The sequence below is a fragment of the Sphingomonas sp. S-NIH.Pt15_0812 genome (assembly GCF_003951315.1).
Lineage (GTDB): Bacteria > Pseudomonadota > Alphaproteobacteria > Sphingomonadales > Sphingomonadaceae > Sphingomonas.
Window position 1 is genome coordinate 43,400 of the sequence record NZ_QLJH01000002.1, and the last position, 19,242, is coordinate 62,641.

Consider the following 19,242-nt stretch of genomic DNA (forward strand, 5'->3'; position numbering starts at 1 on the left):
GTAGGGGTCAGAAGGAGAAGCCCGTCGACAGCTTGATCGTGCGCGGCGCGTTGCCGCCGACCGCGTTGGTCGACCGCTGGCCGAAATTGGGGTCGGCGGGATTGCCGTTGAAATCGACATAGTTGCGGTCGTTCATCACGTTCAGGATATCGACGCGGAAGCGGACGCGCGCCTGTTCGTTGATGAAGCCGATCGGGACATATTTGGTGAAGGCGAAGTCCAGCTGACGCCGGCCCCAGCGATCGCCCAGCCCATAGGCCTGACGCCCGATCAGTTCGCGGGCGAACGGATCGGAGGTGTCGAGGAACGCCTTGATATAGGAGGGCGACTCGATCTGGAACTTGGCCGACATGGTCACGCCGATCGGCGTGTCGACGCTGCCCGCCGCGACGAAGCGATGGCGCGGCACGCCCGACGACCGCATGGTCGGATAATCGCCGATCTGCGGGAAATCGAGCGAATAGACCTCGCCGAAGGTCCGGTTCTCATCGGCCTGGGTATAGGTGTAGGTGGCGTCCAGGCTCCAGGGCGAGGAGCGCGACCAGCTCTTGGTCAGCTTGAAATAGGCCGAGTCCGCATCGGTCCGCAGGCCGTTGTCGCCCAGGATGATCAAGCCATAGCCGTTCGGCGAGAAGTTGAACGGCGACTGCGGCACGTCGGTGCTGCTGGTCGGATCGTTGAAGAAGAAACTGCCGTCCGGCCGGCGGTTGCCGAGCAGGAAGACGAAGCCGTCGCGGCTCTTGATGTGCGAATAGCCGACCTCCAGCTCGACCGGGGCGAAGCGACCGCGCAGACCCAGGCTGAACTGGTCCGAATAGGGCATCTTCAGGTCGTTCTTGAGGAAGCGGAACTCGCGCCCGCCGCCGACCGCCGCGGTCTGCAGCAGCTGACGCCCCTCCGGGGTCAGGTAGATCGGGTTCCAGGCGATGCAGGTCTGCGGATTGGCGACCGGATCGCAGGGGTTGAGCGAATCGTTGCCGATGAAGTTGAAGGTGCGCGTCTGGAACACGCCCTGGGTCAGCTCCTGCTGCAGGAAATCGAACTGGTTCCGGTCGTAGGAGCGGCCATAGCCACCGAACACCGAGAAGCGCCCGGCCTCGTCCAGGCGATAGGTGAAGCCCAGTCGCGGCTGCCACGCGCCCTTGAACGTCTTCCGGTTGTTGCCGGTGGAGATATAGTCGTTGATGTTATAGTCGGCGTTGTTGAGGTTCGGATAGTTGGCCGGCGATACGGCGGTGATGTTCTCCGCCGGCGTCACGAAGTCCAGATAGGCGGGCGTCCGCTCATAGTCCCAGCGCAGGCCGATATTGAGCGTCAGCCGGCTGCTGACGTCCCAGTCGTCCTGTGCGTAGAAGCCGAGCTGGAAGTTGTTCGAGCGGATCTGCGGATTGGCCCCCGCCACCGCCGCCCCGAACTGCACGCGGTAGGGCAGCGTGTCGTTGAAGCCGGTCTGGCTGAACGCGTTCACGTCATAGCTATATTGCGGGTTGATCAGATTCTGCTCGGTGGAACGGAGCTGCACCCACTTGGCCTTGCCGCCGACCTTGATCGTGTGGCCCTCGAACCCGGTCCAGGTGAAATCGTCCTGGAAGGTCCAGCCCTTCTGCCCCTTGTTCTGGAAATTGCTGCCCGCGCCGTAGCGAAGCAGGTCGGTCCGCACCGTCGAGGTGCCGGTACGCTGCGTCGCTTGCAGGAAATAGGTGGTGCCGTCGACCGCCGGGGTCGGCGACCAGCGCACATCCTCGTACGACAGGCGCGCGTCGTTGACCCAGTTGTCGGCGGTATGCTGCCAGCGCAGCATCCCGCGCTTGTCGATCACCTTGTTCAGCGTCGACGTGTCGGGCGCGTTGATGCCGGTCGCGATCTGGTTGCCGGACTCGTTGCGGTACTTGCCGGTCAGCTCGATCAGGTCGCGGTCGGTCGGCACGATGTCGATCTTGCCGAAATAGAGATCCTCGTTGAACCGCTGCGAGAAGCTGCCGAAATATTGCTGATAGCGCTGCGGCAGGCTGCTGATCGGCAGGCCGTTGTCCGGCCGCACGTCATAGGGGCTGTCGATCCGCTTGCCTTCATAGGTGAAGAAGAAGTGGGCCTTGTCCTTGATGATCGGGCCACCCAGCGCGCCGCCGAACTGCTTGTTGCTGGTCTTCACCTTGTCGATGGTGGTCGGGAAGATCTCGGTCGGGCGACGGTCGCGCAGATTCTGGTTGGTGAAGTCGAAAAAGCCCTCGCCATGGAACTGGTTGGTGCCCGATTTGGTGACGGCGGTGATCGCCACCGAGCTGACCTGGTCGAACTCCGCCTTGTAGTTGGAGGACAGGACCTGATACTCGCCGATGCCGAGCTGCGGGAACGGATTGCCCGGCGAGCTGTCCTGGCCGGTGATCCCGTTCTTCAGGACATAATCCTTCTGGCTGACGCCATCAATGAACACGTTGACGGTGCGGCTGTCCTGCGCGCCGCCCTGAATGCGCGACTCGCCGTTCGCGCCCTCGATGAAGCGGACGCCCGGCGCCAGATCGGCAAAGGCCAGGAAGTTGCGGTTGTTCTGCGGCAGCTGCTCGATCAGCCGCTGGCTGATGTTGCTGCCGACCTGCCCGCCCGACAATGAGCGGATGCGCGAGCCGGTGACGATGATCTCGCCCACCGGCGCGGCCTGCCCCGCCTCGGTCGCGGTCGGCGCGCCCTCCGCCGTCTCGCCCGTGCCCGCCTGGCCGGACGCGCCCGGCCCGCCCGCCGGGGCGGGCGCGGTCGGCGCGGTCAGGTCGATGTCGAGACCGGCATTCTGGCCGACGCGCAGCGTGAAATCGTCGGAGTTGCGCGTGCCGTTCTGCGCCCGCACTTCCAGCCGGTAGGTGCCGGCGCGCAGCGACGGGAAGTTATAGGTGCCGTCGGCCGCAAGCGGCACGGTGCGGCGATAGCCGGTGCCGACCTCGACGATCGTCACGTCCTGCACCGGATTGTCGGCGGCGGCCGTGATGCGACCGCGCAGCGCCGCCTGGCCGACCTGCGCCTGCGCCGCGACCGGCAGCAGCATCGCGCCGGTCGCCAGCGTCGTGGCGGCGATCAGCGCGGCGCGAAACATGGTCTTGCTCATGTCGAAGATTCCCCTGTCCGGCCGATGGCCGTTCTGTTCTGTCGTCCGGGTGACGGAGGCGGCCGACGCACGAGGGCGCGGGATGCGCGTCGCCATGCGACGCGACGCGAAGACAACGGTGCCGACGCTGCTGCCCTTCATCATCCTCTCCCTCGCGGCCGGGGCGATGCGCTCCCTGACCCTTGCGGCATGTAACCGCTTACATGCTACAGGAAACCGGTTACATCCGGCCGAGGCGTGGTTCAATCACTCAGATGACGGGATCGTTAAACATGCCGAGATGTGGCTATGGCGCAACAGTTCAGGGGGTCGGCGCCTGGTCAGCCCAGCCAGCCGCCGCTGAACCCCGCCCGCTTCAGGCCCCGGCGCAGATGCGGCGAGCGGCGCATGACCTTCCAGATGAACTCGCTTCGGTAATTGGCCAGCGCCCCCAGGATCGGTCCCTGATCGATGCCCAGCCAGTCCGACGCGAACCAGCCCTGCGCCGGATCGACATGCCCGCTGTTCACCGGCACATCGGTATAGCGGAAGCTGGGATTGAAGCTGTCCCGGAAGCCGTAGCGGCCATAAAGATTGGCGCCATAGCGGCGGTGGATGGCGAGTGCGGCCGGAATGCAGATCTCCGGCGCGAAGGCGAGCGAGCCGAGCGCAGCGGTCGGCGCGATCGTGCCGTCGTCCAGTCCGTCCGGCTGCCCGATCGGCCCCCGCGCGGAATAGCCGTGGAACTGGCGCGTCTCGCCCTTGAACTCGAGGCGGAAGTCGCCCGGTCCGTCGCACGCGGTCAGCCCCCAGATATCGCGGCCATAGCCGTCCCAATGCATCGGATTGGCGATGCAATAGGCGCGGTCGGCATAGGTGGCGCGGCGGCTGTTCTCGAAATAGTCGAACCCCTCGCGCCGCATCGTCGCGTCCCGGATGCCACGGAAGTCGATCCACATATGGCTGTACTGGTGGCCGAACATCGGTGCGAAGGCGAGGTGCCGGGTCTCGCCCGTCCCGCGCCAGACGTTCGGATAGGGCCTGGTCCACGCCTCCCACGCGCCGTCGCGGGCCGGGTACCCGCCCGATCCGAGCGCGAGCAGATGCACCATCATCCCCTCATTATACCCGTCCCAGGCGCGCTCGATGAAGCCCTTGCCGGGATGCCAGCCCATCGAGAAGGAATGGCTGGCGGTCTGGAACCAGGGCCAGTCGGCGCGGTCGACGATGCGCGTCGCCAATTGCCGGATTTCCACCTCGACGGGGTCGGCGCGGTCGTACCATAGGCCCGCGAAGAGGATGCCGAGGAACAGCAGGCTGGAATCGACGCTCGACAGCTCGACGTCGCGATAACGCAGCCCGCTATCCATGTGCAGGAAATGATAGAAGAAGCCCTTGTGCCCGGCGGTGCCGCTCTCCGCCTCGCCCTGCGGCGCGCGGTCGAAGAAGCGCAGCGTGGTCAGCGTCAGGTCGCGCGCTGCCGCCCGGGTGCACCAGCCGCGCGCGACGCCGATCGGATAGGCGGTCAGCGCGAAGCCGACCGAGGCGATGCTGGCGAAGGGCGGATTGGGCCAGCGATCGGGCACCAGGCCGTTGTCGCGGTTCGCCGTCTCCCAGAAGAAGTCGAAGGTCCGCTTCTCCAGATCGGCGAACCAGGGGTCCAGCACCGGCCGGGCGGCGGCGGGCAGGCGCGAGGCTGCGGCCGCCAGTGGCAGGCCGGCGAGCAGTTGGCGGCGGTCGAGCGCGATCATTCGTGCGGCTCGGTGGCGGTGCCCGTCGTCGCGCGGACGATCAACCGGGGGGTAATCATGTCGATCATCATGTCCGAAGCCTTGCCTTCTATGTCGTCGAACAGCCGCGTCATCGCGCGTCCCCCGATCTCGTCGATGCCGACCTGCACCGTGGTCAGCGACAGGAAACGGGCGAGTGGCACGTCGTCGAAGCCCGCCACCGCGACGCGGTCGGGCACATCGACCCCCGCTTCGCGCAGCACGTGCAGCGCGCCCAACGCCACCATGTCGTTGGCGGCGACGATCGCGTCGAACCCCTCGCCCGAGGCGAGCAGCTCGTGCGCCGCGCCCTCCCCCGCCTCCTGGAAGAAGCTGCCCTGGATGATCCGGGGCGAAGTGCCGGGCAGGTGCCGGGCGAGCGCGTCGACGAACGCCTCGCGCCGCTCGGTCGCGTCGATATTGCCCTCCGGCCCCGCGACATGGACCAGGGCGCGGCGGCCGGTCGCGACCAGATGCGCGACCACCGCCTCCACCCCGGCGCGATTGTCGATCGCCACCGCCGACCGCGTGCCGGCATTGGGGCTGGCGATCAGCACCGCCGGGATGCCGACCGGCAGCACCGCCTCCACCGTCTGCGGATCGAGGCCGGGGGCCATCACGATCATGCCGTCGACCCGCCCCCGCATGCTGCGCATCGCCTGCGCCGCCTGTTCCGCATCGGCATGCATGTTGGACAGCAGCAGGTGATAGCCGCGCCGCCCCGCCTCCCGGTCCATGCCGCGCACGATCTCCGAGAAGAACTCGCCATGCAGGTCGGGGATGACGACGCCGACCGCATGGGTGCGCGCCATGCTGAGGCTGCGCGCGCCGGCATGGGGCACATAGCCCAGCGCCTCGGCGGCGGCGAGCACCCGCTGGCGCGCGTCGGGATGGACATTGGCATGGCCGTTGAACACCCGCGACACCGACGCCACCGACAATTCGGCCCGCGCCGCCACATCGCGGATCGTCGCCCCAGCCTTGCGCATCATCCCTCCATCATGTCCGCACCATCAATGCCGGATCATGGCGCAAAAACGCTGGTGCGGCGATTGCCAGATTGGGCTCTTGGCGTCTAGGTAACCGGTTACACGGGACGGTCAAATGCAAAATGCGACCCGTCCACGACCAGCATGGGAGAGAATGTGGCATGGGCGACAAGCGGAACAGGGCGGGCCACGGGGCGGACATGACGATCACGCGGCGCGGCGCGCTGCTCGGCGCGGGTGCGATCGCCGCCTGGGCGTCCAGCCCGGCACGCGCGCTGCTCGCCGCCGCCGACACGATGGCGACGCCGGCTGCGGTTGCGGTGCTGGTCGGCCGCATGACGCTGGAGGAGAAGGCGGGCCAGCTGACGCTGAACGCGGCGGCGTGGAGCGGCGGCGTCGCCACCGGGCTCAATCCGCCCGCGGCCGGCGGCGTCAGCTTCGACCAGCAGCTCGCCGATGCGGTGGCGGGCAAGCTGACCGGCGTGTTCAACGGCAATGGCGCGGAAATGGCGCGGCGGATGCAGAGCGCGGTGATGAAGGGATCGCGCCTCAAGATCCCGCTGATCTTCGCCGCCGACGTGATCCACGGCCACCGCACCATCTTCCCCGTCCCCGTCGCCGAGGCCGCCAGCTTCGAGCCGTCGCTCGCCGAGCGCACCGCGCGCGTCGCCGCCTATGAGGCCGCCGCCGCCGGCATCGACTGGACCTTCTTCCCGATGGTCGACATCGCACGCGACCAGCGCTGGGGCCGGACGATGGAGGGCGCAGGCGAGGACGTGCTGGTCGGCAACCTGTTCGCCGCCGCCCGGGTGCGCGGCTTCCAAGGCCAGGACCTGATGGCGAACGATGCGATGATGGCCTGCGTCAAGCATTTCGCCGCCTATGGCGCGGTAGAGTCGGGGCTGGACTACAACGAGGTCGACCTGTCCGAGCGGACGCTGCGCGACGTCTATCTGCCGCCCTACAAGGCCGGCTTCGATGCGGGTGCGCTGTCGGGCATGGCCTCGTTCAACGAGATTTCGGGCATCCCCTCGCACGGCAATCCCTGGCTGCTCCAGACGGTGCTGCGCGACGAGTGGAAGTTCCCCGGCATCATCGTGTCCGACTATACCGGCGACGAGGAGATGATCGCCGCCGGCTTCGCCAAGGACGGGCGCGACGCGGCGCGGATCGCCTTCCTGGCGGGCGTCGACATGTGCATGCAGAGCAACCTCTACATGCAGCATCTGCCCGGCCTGGTCCGCGACGGACTGGTGCCGCAGGAGGTGCTCGACCGGTCGGTGCGGCGCGTGCTGGTGGTCAAGCACCGGCTCGGCCTGTTCGACGACCCCTTCCGCCGCATCGACGTGAAGCGGGAGAAGGCCCGGTCGCGGACCAAGGCCAGCCTGGCCCTGGCGCGCGAGGCCGGCCGCAAGTCGATCGTGCTGTTGAAGAATGACGGCGACCTGCTGCCCCTGCCCAAGGCCGGACGCCGTCTAGCGCTGATCGGCCCCTTCGCCAGCGGCCAGCACGACCTGAACGGCCCCTGGGTCGTCTATGGCGACAACAAGCAGGCGGTTGATCTGGCCACGGGCCTCCGTGCCGCGATGGCCGATCCGTCGCTGCTCAGCGTGACCGCCGGCTCGGGCGTCGAGGAGGCACTGCCCGGCGGCATCGACGCCGCCGTCGCGGCGGCGAAGGCCGCCGATATCGTGCTGCTCGCGATCGGCGAGAGCGAGAGCATGTCCGGCGAGGCGCAGTCGCGTACCGAGATCGTCGTCCCCGCGCCGCAACAGGCGCTGGCCGAGGCGGTCGCGGCGACCGGCAAGCCGGTGGTCGTGATCCTGAAGAACGGACGTGGCCTGGCGCTGCACGGTGCGGTGCGCGACGCGCCGGCGATCCTGATGACCTGGTTCCTGGGCTCGGAAAGCGGCCATGCCACCGCCGACGTCCTGTTCGGCGACTATTCGCCCTCAGGCCGCCTGCCGATCAGCCTGCCCCATGAAAGCGGGCAGGAACCCTATCACTACGACCATAAGGCCACCGGCCGCCCCGCGCCGACGGGACCGCGCCAACCGTACAAGACGCAATATCGCGAAGCGCCCAATGCCGCGCTCTATCCCTTCGGCCATGGCCTGACCTATGGCCGGGTCGACTATTCGGGCCTGACGCTCGGCAGCCCGACCCTGCCCTGGGACGGCATGATCGAGGTCGCCGCCACCGTCCGCAACAGCGGCATGCGCGCGATCGAGGAGGTGGTCCAGCTCTATATCCGCGACCGCGTCGCCAGCATCACCCGCCCGATCCGCCAGCTCAAGGGCTTCCGCAAGGTGGCCCTCGCCCCGGGCGCGAGCGAGACGGTGCGCTTCACGCTGCGGCGTGCCGACCTGCTCTTCTACGGCGTCGACAACCAGCCGACGGTCGAGCCCGGCACGTTCGACCTGTGGGTCGCGCCCTCGGCCCAGGCGGACGGCGTGCACGGGACGTTCGACCTGACCCAGGCGTAACGCCTGCCCTGGTGGAGGGGCGGTCCAATGCCACTCCTCCGCCAGATACCGGTAGAGGCGCGACCTAGGCGAAGGCCGGACAGGCTCGGGCTCCTGCGAAGGCAGACGGTAGACGGCTGACGCCGGATGACACCGGGCCCACCAAAGCCGTCATCGCGAGCGTAGCGAAGCAATCCACAGCCGCACGCGTGACGCTCTGGATTGCTTCGCTACGCTCGCAATGACGATTCCGGGAGCACGATAACGAACTTCGCGAACGCCCCGCCGTCGCTGGAGCGGCACGGCACGGCACGGCACGGCACGTATTACCGGGGGCTCGTCTTACGCCACCATAGCCGTGTCCACAGCGAGACACGCGTCGTGCCCGCGCATCAGGAACCGCCGAAACAGAAAGGGCGCCGGATCGTGACCGACCCGACGCCCTCGTCTAAATTACATCACCCGAAGATCAGGCGGCGTCGCCTGTCTTCTTCTTCTCGGCATAGACGCGGATCGGCTCCTTGCGGCCGTCGACCACGTCCTTGTCGATCATCACCTCGTCGACGCCCGTCATCGACGGCAGGTCGAACATCGTATCGAGCAGGATCGACTCCAGGATCGAACGCAAGCCGCGTGCGCCCGTCTTGCGCTCGATGCCCTTCTTGGCGACCGTCACCAGCGCCTCGTCGGTGAAGTTCAGCTCGACCTGCTCCATGTCGAACAGCTTCTGATATTGTTTCACCAGCGCGTTCTTGGGCTCGGCCAGAATCTTGACCAGGGCGGGAACGTCCAGGTCCTCCAGCGTCGCGATCACCGGGAGACGGCCGACGAACTCGGGGATCAGGCCGAACTTCAGCAGATCCTCGGGCTCTGTCTGGCGCAGCACCTCCCCGGTGCGCTTCTCCTCGGGCGCGGCGACATAGGCGCCGAAGCCGATCGACTTGCCCTGCAGTCGATCGCCGATGATCTTCTCCAGGCCGCTGAACGCACCGCCGCAGATGAACAGGATGTTCGTCGTGTCGACCTGCAGGAACTCCTGCTGCGGATGCTTGCGACCGCCCTGGGGCGGCACGCTGGCGGTGGTGCCCTCCATCAGCTTGAGCAGCGCCTGCTGCACGCCCTCGCCCGACACGTCGCGCGTGATCGACGGATTCTCCGCCTTGCGGCTGATCTTGTCGATCTCGTCGATATAGACGATGCCGCGCTGCGCCCGCTCGACATTATAGTCGGAGGCCTGGAGCAGCTTGAGGATGATGTTCTCGACATCCTCGCCGACATAGCCGGCCTCGGTCAGCGTCGTCGCATCGGCCATGGTGAACGGCACGTCGAGGATGCGCGCCAGCGTCTGCGCCAGCAGCGTCTTGCCGCAGCCGGTCGGACCGACGAGCAGGATGTTCGACTTGGCCAGCTCCACATCGGCACCCTTGGCGCCGTGATTGAGCCGCTTATAGTGATTGTGCACCGCCACCGACAGCACGCGCTTCGCCTGCTTCTGCCCGATGACATAGTCGTCGAGCACGTTGCAGATTTCCTGCGGGGTCGGCACGCCGCCGTCCTTCTTGGAGACCAGCGCCGACTTCGTCTCCTCGCGGATGATGTCGTTGCACAGCTCCACGCACTCATCGCAGATGAAGACCGTGGGACCGGCGATCAGCTTGCGCACCTCGTGCTGCGATTTCCCGCAGAACGAGCAGTAGAGGGTGCTCTTGGAGTCGCCACCGCTCAGTTTCGTCATTCAAACCATCCTTCGCGAGGAAACGCAGTCCTCGAATGTCGGGCCGGGCATGGTAACCCGGCCGTCATGGGCGCGGCAATGTCCAATCGTCCTAAACGCCACCGTTTTGTCACGATGGCGGCAGGACGACCGGCTGCCACGTCAGGCCGCCGGCGTGGTCGACGTGGCCGTGTCGTCCGACGGGGTCGGCCGCTTGTCGAACACCTGATCGATCAGGCCGAATTCCTTCGCCTCCTCGGCGCTCATGAACTTGTCGCGGTCCATGGCGTGCTCGATCTCCTCCAGGGGCTTGCCCGTATATTTGGCATAGAGCGTGTTGAGGAAATGGCGCATCCGCAGGATCTCGCGCGCCTGGATCTCGATGTCCGAGGCCATGCCCTGCGCACCGCCCGACGGCTGGTGGATCATGATCCGGCTGTTGGTCAGCGCGACGCGCATCGACGGCTCGCCCGAGGCCAGCAGGAAGCTGCCCATCGATGCCGCCTGGCCGATGCAGACCGTGCCGACGCGCGGCCGGATATACTGCATCGTGTCGTGGATCGCCATGCCCGCCGTGACGACGCCGCCCGGCGAGTTGATGTACATGAAGATGTCCTTCTTCGGGTTCTCGGACTCGAGGAAGAGCAGCTGAGCGGTGATGAGGCTGGCCATGCCGTCCTCGACGCCGCCGGTCACGAACACGATCCGCTCGCGCAGCAGGCGCGAGAAGATATCGAACGACCGCTCGCCGCGGTTCGATTGTTCGATCACGATCGGCACGAGACCCGCCTGGGTCTGCCGCAGGCCGAGCCCGGCGCTTACCAGCGGGGTCGCGAAGTCACCGGTCTCGAACGGATTGTGCATGAATCACTCTCTTATGCCCTGTAAGGCTCTCTATGTCGCGTGGGCGACGGTGGAGTTCAAGTCCCGGCAAAAGGTGCCGGGTGCGCGAGATAGGCGAGCCGACGCACTTCGCGCCGGCCGCGCACCACCGTATCGAGGATCAGGCCCGCGAACAGGCTGAGCGCGGCCAGGATCACCAGCCCCGTCGCCAGCACCGCGGTGGGCATGCGCGGCACCAGCCCGGTATGGAGATAGGTGACGACCAGCGGCGCGGCGAGCACCAGCGCCAGCAGCAGCAGCAGCCCGCCCGCCAGTCCGAAGAACAGCAGCGGCCGCTCGATCCGGTAGAGAGTCAGGATGGTCGACAGGATCCGCCAGCCATCGCCATAGGTGGACAGCTTGGAGGTCGAGCCCTCGGGACGGGCGAAATAGGACGTCTCGATCTCGGCGCAGGGCATCTTCAGCTCCAGCGCATGAACGGAAATCTCCGTCTCGATCTCGAACCCCGCCGACAGCGACGGAAAGCTCTTCACGAAGCGACGCGAGAAGACGCGGTAGCCGGACAGGATATCGGTGAAGCTGCGCCCGAACAGCCGCGCCAGCATCCCCGTGAGCAGCACATTGCCGAAGCGATGGCCGCGCCGATAGCTTTCCTGCACCTGGCTGACCCGGCTGCCGACGATCATGTCGAGCTGTTCGTTCAGCAACGCCGCGATCAGCCGGGGCGCGGAGGCGGCGTCATAGGTCGCGTCGCCGTCCGCCATGACATAGACGTCGGCATCGACATCCGCGAACATCCGCCGGACGACCGCGCCCTTGCCCTGGATGCGTTCGCGCCGCACGATCGCGCCGGCCGCCCGAGCGACGGCGACCGTGTCGTCGCAGCTGTTGTTGTCATAGACATAGATGGCGGCATTCGGCAGCGCCGCACGGAAACCGGCGACCGTCTGCGCGATCGCGGCTTCCTCGTTATAGCAGGGCAACAGGACGGCAATCGTCGGTTCGGTCATCGCCAGCCTTGTCGGTTACCCTGATGTCATCGGCGCCCCGACCCGGCATGGGCCGGAGCGCCGGTGCGCCGATCACTCGGCGGTTTCGGCCTTGGCCTTCTTCGCGCGCGGCTTCTTCGCCGGAGCGGCGTCGGCCGCCTCGGTGCCCTCGGCCGCTTCCGCTGCTTCGGGCGAGGACTCGAGCACCTGGGTCTCCTCGCTCACCGGCGTGGCCTTCTTGGCGCGCGGCTTCTTGGCGGCGGGCTTCTTCGGCGCGGCCTCGGCGGCGTCGCCGGCCGGCTCGGCCTGCTCCGCATGGTCGTGCGCGTGGTCATGGCCGTGATCGCCATGGTCATAGCCATGATGGTCGTGATCATGGTCATGATTGTGGACATGCGTGCCGGTCGCGAAACCGTCCTCGCTCTCGATCGCGGCTTCCAGCTCCTCGCGGCTGGTCTCGCGGTCGGTCACGGTCGCCTTCTCGAACAGGAAGTCGACGACCTTGTCCTCATAGAGCGGGGCGCGCAGCTGGGCGGCGGCCATCGGCTCCTGCTGGACATATTGGATGAAGCGCTGGCGATCCTCGGGGCCGTACTGCTGCGCGGCCTGCGCGATCAGGCGGTTCATCTCCTGGTTGCTGACCTCGACGCCATTGGCCTGGCCGATCTCCGACAGCAGCAGGCCCAGGCGGACCCGACGCTCGGCGATCTTGCGATAATCGTCGCGCTCCGACTCCATCTCGGCCTTGGCGGCTTCCGGATCGGCCTCGTGCGTCGCCTCATGCTCCAGCTGCGCCCAGATCTGGCTGAACTCGGCCTCGACCATCGACGGCGGCACTTCGAAATCATGACCCTCGGCGAGCTGGTCGAGCAGCTTGCGCTTCATATGGGTGCGGGTCAGGCCGTTATGCTCCTGCTCGATCTGACCCTTGATCAGGCCGCGCAGCTGCTCCAGGCTTTCCAGCCCGAGGCTCTTGGCCATCTCGTCGTCGATCACGCTCTCGCCGGCGGTCTGCACCGACTTGACGACGATGTCGAAGGTCGCGGGCTGGCCGGCCAGGTTCGCCGCGCCGTAATCCTCGGGGAAGGTGACCTGGAGCTGCTTCTCCTCGCCGACCTTCACGCCGACCAGCTGATCCTCGAAGCCGGGGATCAGGCGGCCCGCGCCCAGCTCGACCGGCATGTCGCTGCCGGTGCCACCGTCGAAGGCGACGCCATCGGCGGTCTTGCCGACGAAATCGACGGTGACCTGGTCGCCCATCTCGGCGGCCTTGTCGCCCGCGTCGTTCCAGCGCTTCTGCGAATCGGCGAACTTCCGGAGCTGCTCGTCCACCGCCGAATCGGCGACCGGCACGGTCAGGCGCTCGAGCGTCAGGCTGTCGATCGCCGGGGTCGGCACCTGGGGCAGCACTTCCATCTCGATGGTGACGACGGCATCCTTGCCGGCCTCATAGCCGTCGTTCAGCGCGACCGAGGGCTGCATCGCGGGGCGCAGGCCCTGCTCGCCGATCAGCTGCTGGATGCCCTGCTGGATCGCGGCGTTCAGCGCGTCCTGCGCCAGCGATTCGCCGTGCATCTTGCGGACGAGATTGACCGGCACCTTGCCGGGACGGAAACCGGGCATCCGCACCTGCGGCGCGACGCGCTTCACCTCGGCGTCGACCTTCTGGTCGATATCCTGGGCGGTGATGGTCAGCGTGTAGGCGCGCTTCAGCCCCTCGTTGAGCGTCTCGACAGTCTGCATTGGGTGCCTTCGATCTGGAGAAAATTCTGTGCGACCCGCCATGCTCCGGGCGGGACTGGTGCGGGCGAAGGGACTCGAACCCCCACATCTTGCGATACTGGAACCTAAATCCAGCGCGTCTACCAGTTCCGCCACGCCCGCATGTCCGGACTCGCCGTAGGGCGCGCGTCTATACCAGTCCAGCGTTACCTAGCAAGCGGGGACGCAACCTGTATGCAAGACAGCGCGTTCGAAGGGGTGAAGGAGACGATCATGGCGACCCAGCCCCCCCTCGAACAGCCGACCCCCTCCAGCCAGCCGGTGCAGCCCGACGCCCCGCCGCCGGAGATCACGCCGCCCGGCCCCGATATCGACCAGCCCTCGCCCGGGATGCCCGCGGGCGATCCCGGCACGCAGCAGCCGGCGGAGATCTGAGATGGACGCGACGCGAAATCCCGACGTGACGGGCGAGGGTCGGCCGGAGGATCATGTCGGCACCGATCCCGAGACTCCGATCGAGCGGCGCGACGACGACGCCCGCAGCGACCTGGAACAGGCGGTCGCCTCCCGCTCCGACGCGGTCGAGCGTGGCGAGGGCGGACCGGAGCCGGAGACCTTCACCGATCCCGGCCGGTTCGACGGGCCGTCGGGTACGGGCGGCACGGTCCGCAACCAGGACCTGACGCAGCAGTGATCCTCATTCGTGGCGGCGCGGTTCGGAAGGATCGCGCCGCCATGGCGTCACGGAGCCACGGAAAAGTCGAAGACCCGCGTGGTCATGTTGCTCCGGAACATCCCCGGCCCCTCACCCGCATGGATCGAGTAGAGGAAGCCATATTCTCCGGGCGTCAACGGCGCCTCGGTCGTCGCGCGGAATACTCCCGGCGCGACCCGTTCATAGGTGAAAGGGATGCGATCCCTGTCCATGACGCCGGTCTTCGCGCCGGCGATGCTGAAGCTGCCGACCCGCGCCTCACGATGATCCTTCTTCACCTGGAAGCGGATCAGGCTGAACTCGTTCGGCGACGTGACGGTCGTGGTGTTGCCGGTCAGCCATGACCCGGTGTTGGCGCCGCCCGACAGGCTGCTGTTCGCCTCGTCGAAGTAGAAGTAGAATTCCGGCTTGAGCCTGGCGGCACGGACTCGGGCCTTGTCGTTGGGGATCACCGATTTCATGTTGATCGGCGCGAGGCCGCCCGACAGCGCATAGCCGAGCATGCCGCCCGTCTTGGTCTGGTTCGCCGTGGTCGGGTCGAGCCGGATCATCCTGGGCTCCGCCAGCCAGTCGGCGAGCAGGTACACGCCGGTCGGATGCGGCACCTTCCAATCCGGCGAATCCGCCGACAGCATCGCCTTGGAAGAGACGCCCCCCTCGGCCGACGCGGTCAGCATCGCCGCCAGCACCGCCGACGACACGCCGCGGTGGCGCAGGTCGATCAACTGGTCCGCGCCAAGCTCGAAGTGATTCGGCGACGCCTTGATCTTCGCGATCACCGCCTCGTCGCCCAGCCCGGCCTGGACCAAGGTGACAATCATCTGATTGTCCAAGACTTCAGCCGAAACCGGCGCGGCCATGACCAACAGCGCCGCAGCAATCATCGCGTATCTCATCCACCCCCCCGATGCGCGGAAAGCAACCGCGCGCCGATCCTTGTAGACCGGCGAAGAAGGACGCCACAAGCCGGAGCGACCGCCACCCCGATATCTATCCGGATGGCGGTCGCTCGTATGTCACATGGGGGCTATTTCAGGCCAACGCCTTCTTGAGCAAGTCATTGACCACCGCCGGGTTGGCCTTGCCGCCCATGGCCTTCATCGTCTGCCCGACGAAGAAGCCGAACAGCGCGTCCTTGCCGCCCTTATACTGCTCGTACTGCTTGGGATTCTTGGCGATCACCTCGGCGATCACCGCCTCGATCGCGCCGGTGTCGCTGGTCTGCTTGAGACCGCGATCCTCGACCACCTTGGCCGCGCCGTCGCCCGTCTCCAGCATGATCTCGAACACCTGCTTGGCGAGACTGCCCGACAGCGTGCCGTCCGCGACCAGCGCCAGCAGTTCCGCCGCCTGTTCCGGCGATACCGGGCTGTCCTCGATGCTCCGCCCCAGCCGGTTGAGCGCACCGAACAGTTCCGACGTCACCCAATTGGCGGCGGCGACCGGCTTGGTCCCCGTCTCCAGCAGCGCGTCGAACCAGCGCGCCGCCTCGACCTCGGCGGTCAGCACATTGGCGGCATAGGCGCTGATCCCCAGCCCTTCGTACCGCTTGCGCTTGGCATCGGGCAGTTCGGGGAGCGAGGCGCGGCACGCATCCAGGAACGCCTCGTCCAGTTCCAGCGGCAGCAGGTCGGGATCGGGGAAGTAGCGATAGTCATGCGCATCCTCCTTCGACCGCATCGACCGGGTCACGCCCTTGTCCGGATCGAACAGCCGGGTCTCCTGGACGATCGTGCCGCCCTCCTCCAGCACGTCGATCTGGCGCTTCACCTCATAGTCGATCGCCGCCATCACGAAGCGGACGGAGTTGACGTTCTTCGTCTCGGTGCGGGTGCCCAGCGGTTCGCCGGCACGACGCACGCTGACATTGACGTCGGCGCGCATCGAGCCCTCTTCCATATTGCCGTCGCACGAGCCGACATAGCGCAGGATCGCGCGCAGCTTGCGCAGATACGCCCCCGCCTCGGCCGGCGAGGCCATGTCCGGGCGGCTGACGATCTCCATCAGCGCGACGCCCGACCGGTTCAGGTCGACATAGGAACGGGTCGGATGCTGGTCGTGCATCAGCTTGCCGGCATCCTGCTCGACATGGATGCGCTCGACGCCGATCCGCTTGACCTCGGCATCGGGATCCTTCTCGTCCAGACTGATCTCGATCGCGCCCTCGCCAACCAGCGGGTGGTAGAGCTGGCTGATCTGATAGCCCTGCGGCAGATCGGCATAGAAATAATTCTTGCGATCGAACCGCGACCAGCGGTTGATCTGCGCGTCGATCGCCATGCCGGTGCGCACCGCCTGGCGGATGCACTCCATGTTCGGCACCGGCAACATGCCGGGCATCGCCGCATCGACCAGGCTGACCTGGGTATTGGGCTCCGCACCGAAGGCGGTGGCGGCGCCCGAGAAGAGCTTGGCGTTGGACGTGACCTGCGCGTGCACCTCCAGGCCGATCACGACCTCCCACTCGCCCGTCGCGCCCTGGACCCGATAGTTGCTCATCACATCGTCCGCTTGTCTGGAATAAAGGGATTGCCGGCGGGCATGACCCGTTGCCCGGCACAATTCAAGCCGTCAGGGCCTCGGCACCGGCCGCTTGTCGGGGATGATGCGCGCCGGGATGCCGACCGCGGTCGCCCCCGCCGGCACGTCCTGCATCACCACCGCATTGGCGCCGATCCGCGCATGGTCGCCGATATGGATGCCGCCGAGCAGCTTGGCGCCCGCGCCGATATCGACATGCGCGCCCAGGGTCGGCGAGCCATTGATCATCCGCGCCAGCGTCACCTGTTGCAGGATCAGGCAGTTCGGCCCGATCGTCGAGGCCGGATGGATGACGATCCCGTTGGGATGCGGGATCATCAGCCCACCACCGATCGGCGCGTTGATCGGGATGTCCGCGCCCGTCACCGCCGACCAGAAGCGATGCCGCAGCACCGCCCAGCGTCGGGCGATGGCCGAAACCGGCCCGCCACGCGCCCGATGCCGCTGATAGTCGCGGATCGTCTTCAGCAGCGACCGGTCGGGCGACCAGACCCCGCGCGGGCGATGCTCGCGCGACCAGTCCGGCGCCGTCTCCGCGTCGGTTACCACCAGCGCTCCGGCCGCGCCGTGAAGCCCGCACGCTCCTCGATCGCCAGCCCGGCGTTCAGCACGGACTGTTCGTCCAGCGCCTTGCCGATGATCTGGAGACCCAGCGGCAACCCGGCCGCGTCCAGCCCGCCCGGCACGCTCATCGCCGGCAGGCCGGCGAGCGACGAGGGCACGGTGAACACGTCGTTGAGGTACATGGCGATCGGATCGGCCGACTTCTCGCCCAGCGCGAACGCCGCCGAGGGCGCGGTCGGGGCGAGCAGCAGGTCGCATTGCTCCCAGGCGCGCTCGAAATCGCGCGCGATCAGCGCCCGCACCTTCTGCGCCTGGGTGTAATAGGCGTCGTAGAAGCCCGCCGACAGCACATAGGTGCCGATCATGATGCGGCGCTTCACCTCCGGCCCGAAGCCGTCGGCGCGAGTCGCGGCATACATCTGCTGGAGGTTCGCACCGTCCGGCAGGTCGCGCAGGCCGTACCGCACGCCGTCATAGCGGGCGAGGTTGGACGAGGCCTCGGCCGGCGCGATGATGTAATAGGCGGGCAGCGCGTATTTGGTGTGCGGCAGCGAAACCTCGACGATCTCCGCGCCGGCGTCGCGCAGCCAGGCGATGCCCTGCTGCCACAGCGCCTCGATCTCGGCCGGCATCCCGTCGACGCGATATTCCTTGGGGATGCCGACTCGCTTGCCGCGCAGGTCGCCCGAAAGATCCGCTTCCCAGGCCGGCACGTCGAGCTGGAGCGAGGTGGAGTCCTTGGCGTCGAAGCCCGCCATCGCGCCCAGCATGATCGCGCAGTCGCGCACCGTCCGCGCCATCGGCCCCGCCTGGTCGAGCGACGAGGCGAAGGCGATCGTGCCCCAGCGCGAGCAGCGGCCATAGGTCGGCTTGATACCCGAAATGCCGGTGAAGGCGGCCGGCTGGCGGATCGAGCCGCCCGTGTCGGTGCCGGTCGCGCCCGGGCACAGCCGTGCCGCGACCGCCGAGGACGAGCCGCCCGACGACCCGCCCGGCGCCAGCGCCGCATTGCCGCCGTCGTTCCGCCGCCAGGGCGAGATGACGTTGCCGAAATAGCTGGTCTCGTTCGACGAACCCATCGCGAACTGGTCGAGGTTGAGCTTGCCCAGCATCCCCGCGCCCGCATTCCACAGATTCTGCGACACGGTCGACTCATAGGTCGGCGTGAAGCCCTCCAGGATATGGCTGGCGGCAGTGGTCTGGACCCCGGCGGTGCAGAACAGGTCCTTCATGCCGATCGGCACGCCGGCCATCAGCTTCGGCGTCTCGCCCGCCGCGCGCGCCGCGTCGGCGGCGTCGGCAGCGGCGAGCGCGTGATCGGGCGTCGCCACCAGAAAGGCGTTGAGCGCGCTCGCCTCGGCGACGCGGGCGTTGAACGCCTCCGCCACCTCGCGCGCCTTGAAGGCGCCGTCGCGCACGCCGTCGCGGATGTCGGCGATCGTCAGGTCGGCAAGTTCGGTCATTATTCGATCACCTTGGGAACCGCGAAGAAGCCGTGCTCGGCCTGCGGCGCGTTCGTCATCAACTGGTCGCGGATGCCGCCATCGGTCACCACATCGTCGCGCAGGCGCAGGTGATTGGGGATGACGGCGGTCATCGGCTCGACGCCGGCGGTATCGACCTCGCCCAGCTGCTCGATCCAGTGCAGGATATTGTCGAGCTCGGGCGCGATGCGCGCCGCCTCGTCCTCGGTGATCGCGAGCCGGGCGAGGCTGGCGATCTTCTTCACGGTGTTGGTGTCCACGGCCATGGCCAGCCCGCTACCACTCGCGCTCCGCCCGGTGCAAGCGCTTGCGTACAGCAAGTCTTGCGCGCGCCGTGCCGTCCTGTAGCAGACGGGAGCAAGGAGACCCCT

16 protein-coding genes and 1 tRNA gene are annotated in these 19,242 nt (G+C 67.3%); 4 read left to right on the forward strand and 13 right to left on the reverse strand.

Annotated elements, in window-relative coordinates; genetic code table 11:
* Positions 1–7 precede the first annotated feature (7 nt).
* Positions 8–3,097, reverse strand: coding sequence for a TonB-dependent receptor (locus tag BRX43_RS01470; RefSeq protein ID WP_241214705.1), 3,090 nt, complete (start codon positions 3,095–3,097; stop codon positions 8–10).
* Here BRX43_RS01470 and BRX43_RS01475 point away from each other — a divergent pair.
* Complete coding sequence (locus tag BRX43_RS01475) at positions 3,096–3,440, forward strand: hypothetical protein (RefSeq protein ID WP_125993062.1); 345 nt, start codon at positions 3,096–3,098, stop codon at positions 3,438–3,440. The genes BRX43_RS01470 and BRX43_RS01475 overlap by 2 nt on opposite strands.
* Here the strand turns inward: BRX43_RS01475 and BRX43_RS01480 are convergent.
* Both BRX43_RS01480 and BRX43_RS01485 read right to left on the reverse strand, forming a co-directional pair.
* Positions 3,418–4,827, reverse strand: coding sequence for a glucoamylase family protein (locus BRX43_RS01480; RefSeq protein ID WP_125993063.1), 1,410 nt, complete (start codon positions 4,825–4,827; stop codon positions 3,418–3,420). The two genes, BRX43_RS01475 and BRX43_RS01480, sit on opposite strands and share 23 nt — an antisense overlap.
* Positions 4,824–5,834, reverse strand: a complete 1,011-nt coding sequence (locus BRX43_RS01485) for a LacI family DNA-binding transcriptional regulator (RefSeq protein ID WP_125993064.1) — start codon at positions 5,832–5,834, stop codon at positions 4,824–4,826. The genes BRX43_RS01480 and BRX43_RS01485 overlap by 4 nt, the downstream gene beginning before the upstream one ends.
* A 200-nt stretch (positions 5,835–6,034) precedes the next feature.
* Between BRX43_RS01485 and BRX43_RS01490 the strand changes: the two genes are divergently transcribed.
* Positions 6,035–8,320: a glycoside hydrolase family 3 N-terminal domain-containing protein gene (locus BRX43_RS01490; protein ID WP_206433064.1), complete on the forward strand. Its 2,286-nt coding sequence runs from the start codon at positions 6,035–6,037 to the stop codon at positions 8,318–8,320.
* Positions 8,321–8,768: 448 nt separating this feature from the next.
* On the opposite strand, the gene clpX is transcribed toward BRX43_RS01490, so the two are convergent.
* The 5 genes from clpX to BRX43_RS01515 form a co-directional block, all read right to left on the reverse strand.
* Positions 8,769–10,034: an ATP-dependent Clp protease ATP-binding subunit ClpX gene (gene clpX / locus BRX43_RS01495; RefSeq protein WP_125993066.1), complete on the reverse strand. Its 1,266-nt coding sequence runs from the start codon at positions 10,032–10,034 to the stop codon at positions 8,769–8,771.
* A 141-nt stretch (positions 10,035–10,175) separates the two neighbouring features.
* On the reverse strand, positions 10,176–10,877 hold the full coding sequence (locus tag BRX43_RS01500) for an ATP-dependent Clp protease proteolytic subunit (protein ID WP_125993067.1): 702 nt from the start codon (positions 10,875–10,877) through the stop codon (positions 10,176–10,178).
* Positions 10,878–10,933: 56 nt separating this feature from the next.
* Positions 10,934–11,866, reverse strand: a complete 933-nt coding sequence (locus tag BRX43_RS01505; protein ID WP_125993068.1) for a glycosyltransferase family 2 protein — start codon at positions 11,864–11,866, stop codon at positions 10,934–10,936.
* A 72-nt stretch (positions 11,867–11,938) separates the two neighbouring features.
* Positions 11,939–13,588 (reverse strand): trigger factor, encoded by a 1,650-nt coding sequence (tig, locus tag BRX43_RS01510; protein ID WP_125993069.1) that lies wholly within the window; start codon positions 13,586–13,588, stop codon positions 11,939–11,941.
* A 56-nt stretch (positions 13,589–13,644) separates the two neighbouring features.
* A tRNA-Leu gene (locus BRX43_RS01515) sits at positions 13,645–13,729 on the reverse strand.
* A gap of 111 nt (positions 13,730–13,840) precedes the next feature.
* Here BRX43_RS01515 and BRX43_RS20150 point away from each other — a divergent pair.
* Both BRX43_RS20150 and BRX43_RS01520 read left to right on the forward strand, forming a co-directional pair.
* The gene (locus tag BRX43_RS20150; RefSeq protein ID WP_164523497.1) at positions 13,841–14,002 is read left to right on the forward strand and encodes a hypothetical protein; all 162 of its coding nucleotides are present in this window, start codon (positions 13,841–13,843) and stop codon (positions 14,000–14,002) included.
* 1 nt (position 14,003) lies between these two features.
* Complete coding sequence (locus BRX43_RS01520; protein WP_241214706.1) at positions 14,004–14,261, forward strand: hypothetical protein; 258 nt, start codon at positions 14,004–14,006, stop codon at positions 14,259–14,261.
* Positions 14,262–14,308: 47 nt separating this feature from the next.
* Here the strand turns inward: BRX43_RS01520 and BRX43_RS01525 are convergent, their stop codons facing one another.
* The 5 genes from BRX43_RS01525 to gatC form a co-directional block, all read right to left on the reverse strand.
* Positions 14,309–15,103 (reverse strand): hypothetical protein, encoded by a 795-nt coding sequence (locus BRX43_RS01525; protein WP_125993070.1) that lies wholly within the window; start codon positions 15,101–15,103, stop codon positions 14,309–14,311.
* Positions 15,104–15,314: 211 nt separating this feature from the next.
* The gene (gene gatB / locus BRX43_RS01530) at positions 15,315–16,781 is read right to left on the reverse strand and encodes an Asp-tRNA(Asn)/Glu-tRNA(Gln) amidotransferase subunit GatB (protein WP_125993071.1); all 1,467 of its coding nucleotides are present in this window, start codon (positions 16,779–16,781) and stop codon (positions 15,315–15,317) included.
* Between the two features lie 72 nt (positions 16,782–16,853).
* A complete protein-coding gene (locus BRX43_RS20695) occupies positions 16,854–17,372 on the reverse strand; it encodes a serine acetyltransferase (protein WP_125993072.1) in 519 nt (172 codons plus the stop codon).
* Positions 17,366–18,850 carry an Asp-tRNA(Asn)/Glu-tRNA(Gln) amidotransferase subunit GatA gene (gene gatA / locus BRX43_RS01540; RefSeq protein ID WP_125993073.1) on the reverse strand — a complete coding sequence of 495 codons (1,485 nt, stop codon included), beginning with the start codon at positions 18,848–18,850 and terminating at the stop codon, positions 17,366–17,368. The genes BRX43_RS20695 and gatA overlap by 7 nt, the downstream gene beginning before the upstream one ends.
* Positions 18,850–19,137, reverse strand: a complete 288-nt coding sequence (gene gatC, locus BRX43_RS01545; protein WP_125993074.1) for an Asp-tRNA(Asn)/Glu-tRNA(Gln) amidotransferase subunit GatC — start codon at positions 19,135–19,137, stop codon at positions 18,850–18,852. Before gatC ends, gatA begins: the two co-directional genes overlap by 1 nt.
* Positions 19,138–19,242: the final 105 nt, after the last annotated feature.